This is a genomic window from Actinoplanes oryzae (assembly GCF_030757795.1).
In the GTDB taxonomy this organism is placed as follows: Bacteria; Actinomycetota; Actinomycetes; order Mycobacteriales; family Micromonosporaceae; genus Actinoplanes.
In genome coordinates this window covers 22420-36180 of the sequence record NZ_JAUQWH010000049.1, presented here as the reverse complement: position 1 = coordinate 36180, position 13761 = coordinate 22420, and the positions used below count along the sequence as shown (strand labels likewise).

Here is a 13761-nt window from a genome sequence, read left to right as displayed (position 1 = left end):
CGGCTCAGAGATGACGCACGAGCCGCGGGCCGCGGCAATCAGTCCGCTTCGCGGGTGCTGAAAGCCGCGTCGAAGGCAGCCTCCGGGGCGTCGAACAGGTGGCGGCGGACGAACTGCAACGCCTCTGGGGCGCCCATGAGCCGATCCATGCCGGCGTCCTCCCACTCGATGGAGATCGGCCCTTGATAGCCGATGGCGTTGAGGGTGCGGAAGCACCGTTCCCAGGGCACATCGCCGTGGCCGGTGGAGACGAAGTCCCAGCCGCGGCGCGGGTCGGCCCAGGCGAGGTGGGAGCCGAGCCGGCCGTTGCGGCCGTTGCCAGTTGCCAGCTTCACGTCCTTGCAGTCCACGTGGTAGATGCGGTCCGCAAAGTCGAGAAGGAAGCCGACCGGGTCAAGGTCCTGCCACATCATGTGTGAGGGGTCCCAGTTGAGGCCGAACGCCGGGCGATTGCCGATCGCGTCGAGGGCCCGCTTCGTGCTCCAGTAGTCGTAAGCGATCTCGCTGGGATGGACCTCGTGGGCGAAGCGGACACCGACTTCGTCGAAGACGTCGAGGATCGGGTTCCAGCGGTCGGCGAAGTCCTGGTATCCGGCGTCGATGACGTCCTGGCCGACGGGCGGGAACATTGCGACGTACTTCCAGATGGCGGAGCCGGTGAAGCCGACCACGGTGTCGACGCCGAGGCGTGCGGCGGTGCGGGCAGTGTTCTTCATCTGCTCGGCGGCCCGCCGTCGCACGCCCTCGGGGTCACCGTCTCCCCAGACGGAGTCGGGCAGCATGTCGCGGTGCCGCTGGTCGATGGGGTCGTCGCAGACCGCCTGGCCCTTCAGGTGGTTGGAGATCGCGAACACCTTCAGGCCGTGCTCGTCGAGGACGGCGCGTTTGCCCGCGAGGTAGTCGTCGTCGATCGCGCCGCGGTCGGGGTCGAGGTGGTCGCCCCAGCAGGCGATCTCCAATCCGTCGTAGCCCCACGACGACGCAAGCCGGCACACCTCGGTGAACGGCAGGTCGGCCCACTGGCCGGTGAACAGGGTGACGGGACGGCTCATCGAGTGGCTCCGGTCGTGGCGAGGTCCGCAGCGGGCACGTCCACCCAGGCGCCGGTGCTGGCGGAGCTGAGCACGGCGTCGATGATCCTCGCGGACCGCAGTCCGTCGGCGAAGGTCGGCAGTCCGTCCGGGACATCACCGCGTACGGCCTGGTAGGTGTCGGCGACGAAGCTTTCGAAACAGGACGCGTAGCCCTGCCCGTGCCCGGCGGGCAGGTGCGACAGGCGACGCTGGTCGGCACTGCCCTGGCCGGGATCGCGCTGCAGGATCTCGGCGGAGGTCTCGGAGCCGAGCCATACCGTCTCCGGATTCTCCTGATCGAAGACCGCCGAGCGGTTCTGCCCGTCGAACTCGAACCAGAGCCGGTTCTTGCGCCCCGGGGAAACCTGCGAGACGTTGACCGAACCGAGCACACCCGACGCGGTCCGGAACGTCACCACTGCGGCGTCCTCGGTGTCCACCGTCCGCAACTCGCCGCCTGAGGTACCGCCGAAGGTGGCCGCCGAGCCCGCCGGGCGCCGCGCCACAGTGGTGGCCGTCGTGGCGGTCAGCGACGCGATGCGCTCCCCGGTGACGAATTCCATCAGGTCGCACCAGTGCGAGCCGATGTCGGCGAACGCGCGCGAAGGCCCGCCCGCGGCGGCGTCCACCCGCCAGCTGGTGGCCAGCGGAGAGACGAGCCAGTCCTGCAGGTAGCTGCCGTGCAGCAGTTGCCAGGGGCCGAACTCGCCGGCGGCGACCCGGGCCCGGATCTCTCGGACGAGCGGGTGGAACCGGTAGACGAACGGCACAGTCGCCACCCGGTCATGGCGGGCGACCAGATCGGTGAGGCTTTGGGCCTGCTCGGCACCAACGGCAAGAGGCTTCTCACAGACGACGTGCGCACCTGCGGCAACAGCGGCCTCGACGTGCTCGGCATGCACACTGTTCGGGGTACAGACGTGGACGACGTCTGGAGCCAGCCTGGCCAGGTCGTCGATGGAGCGCAGTGGCTCGGTGCGCCAGCGGGAGGCGGCCCGGGCGGTGCTGTCCTCGCTACCGGCCATGGCGCCGACGATCTGGGCGCCCGCGAGCAGCGCGGCGCGGCGGTGGACTTCGCCAATCATTCCGGTGCCGAGGATGGCAACCCTCAAGGGATTGTTCATGTCATGTCCTGTTCAAGGAAGGGGGTCAGAGCACGATGCCGGCGAAGGCAACACAGGCCGGTTGTGGGGTCGCGATCTCGGCGACGGGCCTCAGCGAGCCGTCGCTGGCATCGACGGCGAAGCTGCGGACCAGGTTGGCGGGCCGATCCGCGACCAGAAGAAACGTCCCCGTGGGGTCGAAGGCGAAGCTTCGGGCGGCGACCCCGGGATGCAGAGAGCGACCCAACGCGACATGCCCGCTGCGGCTGAGCCGACCATCGGTTCCGACAGCGAACCAGGCCAGGGAATCCTCGCCGCGGTTGTTGACGTAGACGAATCGGCCACCCGGGTGAATCCGGACGTCGGCGGGCTCATTGGGTCCCCGGTAATCGGGGGCCGTGGACAATTGCTCGTCCAGTAGTGTGAGCGATCCGTCTACCGGGTCGAAGGCCAGCGACATCAGCCGTGAGGAAAATTCGCAGGTGACGAAGGCGTGACCGGATTGCGGATCGAACACCAGGTGCCGGGGTCCTGTTTCGGGGCGGCACTGGTACACCGACACGGTCTTCAGCCCGTCGTCGAGCGACAGCACGAGGATCTGGTCGGTTCCTTTGTCACACACCAGCACGTACCGGCCGGACGGGTCGAGCACCGCGCTGTGCGCGTGTGCGCTGGCCTGGCCGTGCCCGCCAACCTGTGGGGAGCCGTTGGGGTCGGGCCCGTGCCCGTCCAGCACCCGCGCGTCGCGCAGATCCGCCAGGGCGCCGTCGCGGTCGAGGTCGTACAACAGCACGGTGGAGTCGTCGTACTCGTAGCGGACCGTCCAGCCGCCGCCGGGCTCGGCGACGACGCGTTCGATGTGGTCGAAGCTGCCATGGTTGGCGGTCATCAGGACCCGGCGGGACTCGCTGACCGTCAGGTAGCACGGGAATGCTCCCGGGGCTGTGCGCGAGTTCACCAGCCGCAGGCCACCGTCGGCGGGGTCCACGGCGTAGGCGTACACCGACGCCGCCGGACCGGCCGGGCCGCGGCCGTCGGTCTTGCGCTCGTCGACGGCGTACAGGGTGGCGAGTTCGGGAGCGTAGGCGAGAAAGCCCGCCTCGGCCGGCTCGGGTACCTGGCTCAGCCGGGTGAGCCGGGTGCCGTCGGCGCTGACGTCCAGCACGTGAATGCCGCCGCCGGCCGGGTTGCCGTCGCTGTAGCAGCCGATGTAGGCGATCAGTCGGCCGATCATGATGCCAGCAACCGGCGCATCATCTCGTGGTGGCGCCGGACCTGCTCCACCTCGTCCATCATCTCCGCGCGGGTGCGGTCCTGGGAGTAGCGCTGCCCCTCGTACTCGGTGTTGAGGTAGCCGTTGTAGCCGCCTTCTTTGAGCGCTTCGATCGCGGAGGCGGTGTCGATGGCGATGTCCTCGTACTCGCCGGCTCGGCCTGGGATCTCCGACATGTGGTTGAACTTGGCCTGCACGCTCACCACGAGCGGGACCAGCTCCCGCAACTGCGCACCGGTGGCGTAGGACAACGTCAGCGCCTCCGCCACCACCGTGTAGTCGATCTCGGCAGGGGCGGGGACACGTTTGTCGGTGAACGCGCGCACCTCTTCGAAGACCTCGCGCAGCCCGTCGTCGCAGGAGCCGGTGCGCAGGAAACGGGTGAACGCCGAACGGATGTTGCCTGCGGTGTGGGTGGTGTGCGTGAACGATCCGGTGGCGAGCAGCCCCGACAGTTCTACCGCTGCCTCGCACGCCTGCGGGTTGGCGCCGCGACGTTCGAACCAGGCGAGCTGGACCTGGGAGGGCCGGGTGCCGAAAACCCCGAAGTCCGGGACGATGCCGAGATGTGTGGTGCCGGTGCTCTGCACGTACCGCTGAATCTCCTGGACCTCGGGCCCGTCCAGGCGCATCGGCTGATGGATCTCCTTGCCGATGCGGATGTTGAGCTCCTCGGCCAGCGGCAGTGCGGAGACCATGATGTCCAGAGGTACCACCGACAGGCATTTGACGTTGGCGAATCCGAGACGTTTCGCCAGGCGGAGGTCGTGGCGCAGCCGGTCGGCGCACTCCTCGTGGCTCATGACGTGGTCGCGGAACCGCAGCACGTCCATGCCGACGTTCATCGTCACCGGCACCGTGCCGTAGCTCTGCATCCAACCGTGCCAGCGCCGCACGAACTCGTCGCCCGGGTCCGGGTAGTGCAGCGACATCTCGTCGATGATCTCGACACCGTCGGCGCCCCCGAGGTTCTGGGCGACCTCCCGGATCTGCCCTTCCAGGTCCAGTTCCTTGAAGAACTGCGTCTGCTGGTACGAGTAGAACGACACCCCACGCTTGATGCCCATCACTTCTCCTCGTTCACGGAAAGGGTGTAGGTGACGACGTAGGGCGTCTTGTCCGACCCGGCGCCTGTGCCCGGCTCCGGCGGGTCCGTCACCCATTGCTCGTCCGTCGGCAGGTAGCCGTAGGCGGCCAGGACGCTCTGCTGGAACCGCACGGTGTGCTGCCCGGCGGCGAGGGGCCGGTCCGTCGCGACGTGCAGGATCGCCTCGTCGTCGTAGTCCCAGTGCTCGTCGACGGCGGTCCGGGTCTGCTCGAAGCTGCGCGGCGGCTGGCCGTTGACCTCGAAGGTCTGGACCTCCCGGGGGTACGAGACCCCGTCGACCTCCACGAAGTAGCCGTTGTGCAGCGACAGGTAGCAGCCGCGGTAGTTGGCGTGGCGTACCGCGAGCTGGAAGCCGGTAGGTTCGTTGCGCAGGCTGTCCGCGCGGATCAGGTAGTTGTCGAACATGGTTGTCGCCTCCCTACTTCTGCTGAGCGATGTGCTCGGCGGCCCGCGCGGTCAGCGCCATGATCGTCAGGGTGGGTCCGACGGCGCCGTTGGAGACGTAGCTACTCGCGTCGGTGACGTAGAGGTTGGGGATGTCCCACGTCTGGTTGTGCTCGTTGAGCACGGAGCGGGCCGGGTCGCTGCCCATCCGGGCCCCGCCGCACTCGTGGATGGCGGCGCCCATCGCCATGCTCTTGGGGAAGCCGAGGCGGAAGATGAGCCGGCTGATCGGGTCGGCGTCGGGCCAGATCTTCGTCGAGTCCAGGCCGAGGGCGGAGCCGGCGAAGTTGACCTGGTACCCGCTGGCCTCGGCCATCTCGCGCAGCCCGCGGACCTGGGCGCGCATCATGGCCCGCTCGTTGTCGGTGATCTGCAGGCGGATCCGCGGGATGGGGATCCCCCAGGCGTCGGTGCGCCGCGGGTGCACGGTGATGCTGTTGTCGTAGTACGGCAGCATCTCGCCGAACGCCATCAGCCCCACGGTGCCGGGATTGCCGTCGGGCACCGGGATACGGCCGATGGTGCCCTGCACCGCGTAGCCGCGGGCGAACTCGGCCGGGTTGGCGCCGTCGAGGTTGTTGAACCGGGGGATGTAGACCCCGCCGACGGGCGCGTAGTAGGGGTCGTCCGGTGCCGGGTTGACGGTTTCGTGGCCGCGGCGTTTCGGGTCGCCGCCGAACAGCAGGCTGGGGGTCTGGTCCATGAAGTAGCGGCCCAGCATGCCCGAAGAGTTGCCGAGGCCGTTCGGGTGCCCGTCGGTCGCCGAATTGAGCAGCAGCCGCACCGACTCGATGGTCGAGGCGCACAGCACCACATAGTCGGCGCTCACCCGGTGCTCGGTCTTGGCCTTACGGTCGATGAAGACGACGCCGTCGGCCCGGCCAGTACGCCGATCGACGGTGACCTTCGAGACGACGGCATCGGTACGTGTCGTGAGCCGGCCCGTCTTACGTGCCGCGACGATCCCGAGCGGTACCCGGTGCAGGTTCGGCGCGGCGTAGCGCCAGGGGATGACGTGCCGCTCGGACCAGCGCTGCTCGACGGTCGCCTTGAACTCCTTCTCCGCCTCGGTGAACAGCGACGGTCCCCGGTACTTGCCGTCGGGCAGGTTCGGCAGCTTCTCGTCCGTGCCGTAGATGCCCATGAACTCCTCGACCCGGTCGTAGAAGGGTTCGAGGTCGGCGTACGAGATGGGCCAGTCCTCGCCGTGCCCGTCGTGACTCGCGGCCTTGAACTCGTGGTCGGAGCCGCGCAGCAGCACCCGGCCGTACGAGTGCAACCGCCCGCCGAGCTGCTGCCCGCGGATCCACAGGAAGTCACCGCCCTGCGTGGCGTACGGGCTCTTCAGGTCGTTGACCAGGAACGGGCTGGTCTGCGCCTTGAACATGGCCCGCCGTGACTGCCGGTGCTGGCCCTGCAGCACCGCTTTCGCCCGTCCGACGAGGTCGATGCTCATCGCGGCGGGCGGGGCCGGCGGCTGCGGGACGAAGTCGGCCTCGGTGATGTCCCGGCCGGCCTCGAGCAGCAGCACCTCCAGACCACGCTCGGTGAGCTCCTTGACGGCAATGCTGCCCGCCGCGCCCGATCCGACGACCACGACGTCGAAACGCTCGTCGAGGCTCTTCACGACAGCCGTCCAGGGATGCGCGCGGTGTCAGTGCTCGAGGTGTTCATGGACGTGCCTTTCTGGGGTTCCCGTGGGGGTGGTGGGGACAGCCGCGGCTAGGCTTCGCTGCGGCGGGAGTCTCGGAAGAACGCTGTCCACAGGGCGGTGGTGAGGATTGCCGCGCCGATCGGGACCAGCCACAGCGGTGTCCAGTCGCCAGGGCCGGAATCGGCGGTCACCACGGCGGCGTAGACCTCTCCGGCGCCGTAGGAGCCGATGAGTGCGCCGAGCCCGGAGACGACCAGGATCAGCATGTTCTGCGCCTGCGCGGCGATCTCCGCCCGGGCGACCTGGTTGAGGTACATGGCGCCGATGACCAGGAAGAAGTCGTTGCAGATGCCGTGCAGGGCCACCGCGGCGACCGCCATGGACAGGTGCCCGTCGGCGGCGGCGATGAACAGCACGAACCGGACACCCCACATGCACATGCCCAGCAGCAGGGCCCATTTCATGCCGATGCGCGACAGCACAATCGGGATGACGACGATGAAGAGCACCTCGGAGGCTTGTCCGATGGCGAGGACCCCGGCGACGTTCTCGATGCCGAGCGCGCCGAGGAACGGAGAGGCATAGGTGTTGTAGACGCCCAGCGAGATCGAGGTGAGCAGTGCGCAGATGAAGAAGACGGCGACGTTGCGTTGCCGCAGCAGGGGGAAGGCCCTCGCCCCGATCATGTCGCCCAGCGAGAAGCGCGCGCCCTTGGCCACCGGAGGCGAGGACGGCAGCGTGAAGGCGTAGAGGCCGAGCACCAGACTGGCGATCGCCGTGACGTAGAAGATGTCGGGTGAGGCCGACAGGGCCAGCGCACCCACTCCGAGGCCGGCGACGACCCAGCCCACCGTGCCGAAGACCCGGATGTAGGGAAAGAGCCGCTCGTTGTCGCCGAGGTGGCGGAAGGCGATCGTGTTGCTCAGGCCCAGCGTGGGCATGAAGAACAGCATGTAGACGAAGATCAGAGTAAGGACCGTGGTGCCGTTGCCGGCTCGTACGGCGCCCGGCAGGAACAGCATCACGCCGGCGCCGGCGAGGTGGGCGAGTCCCAGCACCCGTTGCGAGGGCAGGAAGCGGTCGCCGAGGGCGCCGAACAGCATCGGCGAGACGATCGTGGCGACGGCGGCCAGGGAATAGGCGAGGGCGATCGAGCCGGCAAGTCCGTTGGTCGCCAGGACGAGACCCAGGGTGGCGAACCAGGATCCGAAGACGACGAACTCCAGCAACATCATCGCCGTCAGGCGCAGGAAGACCGGTTTGGCGGAGGTGAGCTCGCCGCTCGGCAGGGGGGTGCTATCGGTGCGAATGGAGCCTTGCCCCATGGCGTGACCACTCATCGGGTTGCCCTTCGGCTATCAACGGCTCACTGAAGATTGTTCAGCAAGTGAATATTCTGAGCACTCAGGTGTTGATATTCATACAGTGTTACGAACGCTTTGCCAATAGGTTGCCGTGGGAAAGCTCACCATCTTGAGGATGCCTGCGCGTGCAGCGCCTCACCTCATCACCAGGTGAACACTCGCTCGCCGCCACAGCGGCACGGCCCGGCGAGCCCTTGACGTCATCGCACTTCAGGCGCACCCACCCGCAGACCATTCACTTGACGAACCTTCGGCTCGGACATTAAATGTTCAACATTCATGTCATGATGATTCTCGCGAGCTCAGGAGGCTGGCCGGGATATGCCTCGTACCCCTCATATCTCAGAGTCGCCGCCCGTGGACGCTCTGAAACCGGACTCGGGTCCCGGCAGGCACCGGCCGTGGTGGCGTGACTTCATCTCCGTTGGTCCGCACAACGGCGCCCACCGTCCAGCGCTGCGCGTCGCCGCCGCCATTACCACTCCGTTGACACTCCTGCTAGTTCTCGGACACCCGAGCTGGAGTGGATACGCCGTCTTCGGTGCGGTCAGCGCGATCTACAGCAAGAACCCCGACTACTCGGCACGTTGGCGCCACCAGGCGGCGGCGGGACTGGCCCTGACCATCGCGGTTACCACCGGCGCCGCCGTCGCAGCGATAGCGCCGGGCTCCCTGCTGGCAGTGGCGGCAATGGCCCTGCTGTCGCTGCTGGGCTGCCTGCTCACCCAGTCCCGGCATTGGAAACCGAACCCGGCCCTCTTCCTCGTGTTCGCGGCAGGGACGATCTCCGCCTACCCACATACCTGGCAGGAGGTGCCCCTCGCAGCAGCATTGGCTGCCGGCTCCGCGGGTTTCGGCATAGTCCTGGGCCAGCTCGGACACCTGCTGCCGGGCCATACCCGCCGCCAGGAACCGGTGCTCCCGGCCGTGCCGCTGCGGCACCTGATACGCCGGTCCGCCTTCCGCACCGACGCCGCGGCGCATCTCCTGGCACCGCTGCTGGCCGGAGGGGCCGCGACGATGCTCGGAATCGGTCACCCTTTCTGGGCTGCCGTGTCGGCGACCGTCCCCATGGGTGCTGCCACTCTGGCCGCCCAGCTGAACCGGGCCGGTCATCGCATCGCCGGCACTTCGCTCGGCCTGCTGCTAGCCGTCGCCCTGCTCGGAGCCGACCCTCCGCTCTGGTTCCTCGTCGCCGCCGTAGTGCTCCTTCAGACCGCCACCGAACTGTTCGTGGCCCGCAACTACGGCATCGCCGTCGTCTTCCTCACCCCGTTGGCCCTCGTCCTCGGCGACCTGGCCGCTTCCAGCCCGCTGCCCACGCTCGTCGCCGACCGCTTCATCGAGACGCTGCTCGGCATCGCGGTGTCCACCGCTCTGCTGCTGTCGCTGCGCAAGAGAACCAGCAGCAGAGACTCCGTGATCGAGAGAATCGCCGGTTAACGCGCATCCCGCAGGTCGGAGAGTAGATCACGAGCGGCTTCGGCGATACGGGGGCGAACCCCGAGTTCACGCAGCTGATCGCTCGCCGCGGCCATCTCGTCCGCGCGCCGCCGGGCGTGCCGGAGACTGCCGTCGACCAGGCGATCGACGGCATGCTGATCGAATCCGGCGAGCTCGGCCGCGATATTGGCCCGCAACCAATCACCGCAGCCTGCGGCCTCGCCCGCAGCAAGTGCCTCCATCACCGCGGCGGCCAGCCCCTTGTAGAAGACGCTACGCAGCAGCTTCCGGGAGATTGCCTCCCCAGCCGGGCCCGGCTGGATCGTCACATCGGCACCAAGACCGGACATGATCGCTTCATACCGGGTGGCCCCCTCACCGGACACCAGCATCGGAGTCCGCAGCCCTTTACCCGGTACCGGAGCCATCAGTGCAACATCGGCGACCACCACGCCGTGCGGCGCGCAGAGCCCCGCCAAGCCGGCCTTGGCCGCAGGCGCAGCGGTGTTCAGGTCAGCCCAGACCGTGCCAGGCGCCAGGCCGGGAAGGGCATTCACCAACGCGGGTACCGCGTCGTGTGAACTGTTCACACTCAGAACCAGGACGGCGTCACGGACCGCGCGCGTCTCATTCTCGCAAGCGGTGACGCCGTCCGGTGGGGTGCATCGTGGGTCGTAGCCGTGGATGTCGGCTCCGGCCGCGACCAGGTCCCGGGCGATCTCCGCGCCGGCTTCGCCCAGCCCGAGCACCGCGATACGCACGCCGGTCACCCTTCCACCACAGCCGCGCTGGCCGCCTCCGCCGCCATGCCCATCCACTCCGGAACAGTGCTCAGACCCTGACCGATATGGTCCATCACCGCTGCCACCCCTCCGAGAACGGCGGCGTCCGCACCGGTCTGCGCCGGTTGAATCCTGATGCTGGGTGACGCCGCCCGCAGGCTGCCGATCTCCACCGACGAGTTCAGACCGTCGAAGACCAGATCACCCGCCGCGCCGAGATCCCCGCCTACCGCCATCACGCTCGGCGCCATCACCTTGGCGGCGTTGGCGAAAGCCCGCCCCAGGTAGCTTCCTGCCTCGTACAGCACCCGGCGGCAGGTGGGATCACCGGCTCGGGCGCTGTCGATCACCTCCCGCAGGGAACCCTTCGTGGTGCCGAGTGAGGCCCCCAGCGCGGTCAGGATCGCGTGCTGCGAGGTGAACGTCGTCAGGCAGCCACGGCTGCCGCAGAAGCAGTACGGGCCGGACTCCTCCAGCACCATGTGCCCCATCTCCCCGGCGAGTCCGTCCCCGCCCCGGTAGATCTCGCCGTTGAGGATCAGGCCACCGCCCACCCCTGCCGAGCACATCACGTACAGGAAATCACTGGAGCCCCGGCCCGCACCCCAGGTCCACTCCGCCAGTGCTGCGAGGTTCGCGTCATTCTCGGCGACCACGACCGTGCCGAGTCGTTCGCTCAGCACGGTCGCGATGGCAACGTCCCTCCAGGCCGGAAGATGAATACGCGCCCACGACGTGATGGCCCCGGTCGACCGGGCGATCGGGGCCGGCATCGCGATCGCGACCCCGGCAAGCCGGTCCGCACTGAGGCTCGCGCGGGCGGCCAGGTCACGCACCACTGCGGCCACCACTTCGGGCGTTCCGCCCTCCCCGCACCCGACGTCAGCGAATTCCATGGCGGTGTCCATGCGGCGGCCGGCTCCGAAATCGAACAGGACAGCCCGCATGGCCGACACACCGATGTGCACGGCGACCACGATGCCCCGTCCGGAGACCAGCGCGACAAGCGACTCCCGGCCGTTGACCGGCTGCACATCGGCGATTCCGTCAGCACGCAGCTGCCGGACGACGTTGTTGATCGTCGCGGGCGACAGCCCGGTCTGCCGCGCCAGGCCGGCTTGCGAGCAGGGGCCACCGGTACGCAGCGCTTCCAGGACGCGCCCGGTACTGCCATGCCGATCTGCGTTTCTCCCACCAGAGCCGCGACGGCCGGCCTTGTGATCCCCAGATGCCATACGAGCAGCCTATTATTCAATTATTGAATAGTCAACCGCCCGCGAGGGCGGCATGACGCGAACGTTTCAGCACACCCATGCACCGACCCGCGCACCTCGACACCGGAGCAGTCGCCGCTCACGCCCGTCCAACCGACCACCTTCCGACACAAAAGACCTGGTTAAGAACGCAGGTCACGTTTGTAACCACCACATGTTGGCCATGTGTCAGCAATATTGCTAGCAACTCTTGACTTTCCCCGATTAATCAAAGAACCATGTGGTAGGCGTCACATGACCCGCTCCTGCGGCACCTCCGGTACGGGTCAGCGACCGACAACTTCCTCATGCCTCTTCTAGGAGCCCGCCTTGAGCGCAGCACCTAATCCCCATAGCGCCTTCGCCCCCCCTCCTCCACCCGGCGCGCACGGCCACCGCACCGGTGTCGCCATCGCCGCTGAGCACGTCAGCAAGCAATTCGGTCACGTCCACGCTCTCCGGGACGCCTCGATCAGGGCGGAATACGGCCAGATCGTGGCCCTCTTCGGCGACAATGGGGCGGGCAAGTCCACCTTTCTGCGCATCCTGCAGGGCATCCACCGCCCCGACTCCGGGCAGGTCGTCGTGGCCGACGCCCCGGTGACGATGTCGTCAGTGCGCAACGCACAAGCCCTCGGCGTCGATACCGTCCACCAAGACCTCTCGATGGCGCCCGACCTCAGCGTGGTGGACAACATGTTCATCGGACATGAGCTTCTCCGGCGGGGCCCGCTATCCACGCTCGGCGTACTGGACCGCCGGGAGATGGCCGAACGCACTGATGCAGCCCTGCGTGAACTGTCCATCAACCTGCCGTCCCTGTCTGTTCCGGTCCGAGACCTCTCCGGCGGCCAGCGGCAGGCAATCGCGGTGGCCCGAGCGGTCATGTGGTCACGGACCGCAGTCCTGATGGACGAGCCCACCGCCGCACTCGGCGCGCGCCAATCGGAACTGGTCTGCGACATGATGCGGACCGTCGCCGCCCGTGGCATCGGCGTCGTCGTGGTCTCGCACGACCTGCCCCGCATCCTGGACGTTGCCGACCGCGTGGTGATCCTGTGGCGCGGGAGCACAGCCCTCGATGCGCCAGCTAAAGATCTGACCGTTCCCGACGTGGTGGCGACCATGGTCGGCTACAACCAGCACGAGGAGGCGGCATGAGCTCCGTGACAGAGTCCGCCCCCGGCACAACAGCGATCGACACTCGGGCCGTGGCCGCACAACCAGCATGGCGCCGGTTGCTGGCCACGCGGGCCACCGGCATCCTGGTGCTGGATCTGTTGTTGTTCCTACTGTTCACCGTTCTGTCCGACGGATTGTTCGCGTCCTTGGCCAACGTCCAGTCACTGCTGCTGTCCATGACCGAAGCGCTGCTGCTGGCGGTCGGCCTGGCCATGATGCTCGGCGCCGGCATCTTCGACCTCTCGCTCGGCGCGAACCTGGTGCTCTCGTCCGTCGTCGGTGCCACGCTGATGAGCACGGTTGGGCAACGTTCGGCCGACGGGACCTCGTATGAGAACCTCGGCGTCACCGTCGCGGTCGGAGTAGGCGGATGCCTTCTCACCGGGGCACTGTTCGGACTGGTCAACGGATTTCTCGTGGCGTACTGGCGGATCAACGCCCTGATCGCCACCCTGGGCACGCTCGGCGTCGGGACCGGCCTCGCCTTCGTCGTCAGCGGAGGCGCCGACATCGCAGGCCTGCCACCGGAGGTTCAGTCCGGCTTCGGCCTCGTGACGCTCGGCGTCATACCGGTACCGGCAATCGTGGCGCTTCTGATCGCCGCCGCCATGTACTTCTGCATCCGCTTCACCCGATTCGGATCGCGAACCGTAGCCATCGGCTCTGCCACCAGCGCGGCCGAACGCGCCGGAATTCGTGTACCCCTTCATTTGCTGCGGCTGGCGGTCCTGGCCGGGCTGCTGGCGGGAGTGGCCGGGTTCATTGATTTGTCCCACTTCACCAGCACCAGCCTCAACGGTCACGCCAACGACGCCCTGAACGCCGTCACCGCGGCGGTCATCGGCGGCACCCTGCTCGAAGGCGGAAAGGTGTCGATCCCGGGAGCGCTCTGGGGCACAGGTCTCGCCGTCATCCTGCAGGGCGGGCTGGTCATCGTCGGAGTGTCGTCGTACTACCAACTCATGGCCGTCGGCATCGTGCTCATCGTGGCGGTCGGCCTGGACCGGGTCAGTTCGCTGCGCCGCGACCGTCGCTGAGCTGCCCCACTCTCTCTTGAACGTTCCTGCCCGGCACAACCGGCT

General features: G+C 67.8%; 12 protein-coding genes. 3 read left to right on the top strand and 9 right to left on the bottom strand.

Annotation, left to right across the window (positions count from 1 at the left end; genetic code table 11):
* Positions 1 to 38: 38 nt before the first annotated feature.
* From RBH18_RS18130 to RBH18_RS18100, 7 genes are all read right to left on the bottom strand, one after another.
* On the bottom strand, positions 39 to 1052 hold the full coding sequence (locus tag RBH18_RS18130; protein WP_306209237.1) for a sugar phosphate isomerase/epimerase family protein: 1014 nt from the start codon (positions 1050 to 1052) through the stop codon (positions 39 to 41).
* Positions 1049 to 2197, bottom strand: coding sequence for a Gfo/Idh/MocA family protein (locus RBH18_RS18125; protein WP_306209235.1), 1149 nt, complete (start codon positions 2195 to 2197; stop codon positions 1049 to 1051). Before RBH18_RS18125 ends, RBH18_RS18130 begins: the two co-directional genes overlap by 4 nt.
* Positions 2198 to 2222: 25 nt before the next feature.
* A complete protein-coding gene (locus tag RBH18_RS18120; protein WP_306209233.1) occupies positions 2223 to 3410 on the bottom strand; it encodes a lactonase family protein in 1188 nt (395 codons plus the stop codon).
* Positions 3407 to 4516 carry an apurinic/apyrimidinic endonuclease family protein gene (locus RBH18_RS18115; RefSeq protein ID WP_306209231.1) on the bottom strand — a complete coding sequence of 370 codons (1110 nt, stop codon included), beginning with the start codon at positions 4514 to 4516 and terminating at the stop codon, positions 3407 to 3409. Before RBH18_RS18115 ends, RBH18_RS18120 begins: the two co-directional genes overlap by 4 nt.
* Positions 4516 to 4962 (bottom strand): C-glycoside deglycosidase beta subunit domain-containing protein, encoded by a 447-nt coding sequence (locus RBH18_RS18110; RefSeq protein WP_306209229.1) that lies wholly within the window; start codon positions 4960 to 4962, stop codon positions 4516 to 4518. Before RBH18_RS18110 ends, RBH18_RS18115 begins: the two co-directional genes overlap by 1 nt.
* A gap of 13 nt (positions 4963 to 4975) precedes the next feature.
* The gene (locus RBH18_RS18105; RefSeq protein WP_306209227.1) at positions 4976 to 6628 is read right to left on the bottom strand and encodes a GMC family oxidoreductase; all 1653 of its coding nucleotides are present in this window, start codon (positions 6626 to 6628) and stop codon (positions 4976 to 4978) included.
* 95 nt (positions 6629 to 6723) lie between these two features.
* Positions 6724 to 7980, bottom strand: a complete 1257-nt coding sequence (locus RBH18_RS18100; RefSeq protein ID WP_306209225.1) for an MFS transporter — start codon at positions 7978 to 7980, stop codon at positions 6724 to 6726.
* 396 nt (positions 7981 to 8376) lie between these two features.
* On the opposite strand from RBH18_RS18100, the gene RBH18_RS18095 reads away from it, so the two are divergent.
* Positions 8377 to 9462, top strand: coding sequence for an FUSC family protein (locus tag RBH18_RS18095; RefSeq protein ID WP_306209223.1), 1086 nt, complete (start codon positions 8377 to 8379; stop codon positions 9460 to 9462).
* Here the strand turns inward: RBH18_RS18095 and RBH18_RS18090 are convergent.
* Positions 9459 to 10223, bottom strand: a complete 765-nt coding sequence (locus RBH18_RS18090) for an NAD(P)-dependent oxidoreductase (RefSeq protein WP_306209221.1) — start codon at positions 10221 to 10223, stop codon at positions 9459 to 9461. The genes RBH18_RS18095 and RBH18_RS18090 overlap by 4 nt on opposite strands.
* Positions 10224 to 10228: 5 nt before the next feature.
* A complete protein-coding gene (locus RBH18_RS18085; RefSeq protein WP_306209219.1) occupies positions 10229 to 11479 on the bottom strand; it encodes an ROK family transcriptional regulator in 1251 nt (416 codons plus the stop codon).
* Positions 11480 to 11827: 348 nt separating this feature from the next.
* Here RBH18_RS18085 and RBH18_RS18080 point away from each other — a divergent pair, with 348 nt between their 5' ends.
* The gene (locus RBH18_RS18080; protein ID WP_306209217.1) at positions 11828 to 12658 is read left to right on the top strand and encodes an ATP-binding cassette domain-containing protein; all 831 of its coding nucleotides are present in this window, start codon (positions 11828 to 11830) and stop codon (positions 12656 to 12658) included.
* A complete protein-coding gene (locus tag RBH18_RS18075) occupies positions 12655 to 13716 on the top strand; it encodes an ABC transporter permease (protein ID WP_306209215.1) in 1062 nt (353 codons plus the stop codon). The genes RBH18_RS18080 and RBH18_RS18075 overlap by 4 nt, the downstream gene beginning before the upstream one ends.
* Positions 13717 to 13761 lie beyond the last annotated feature (45 nt).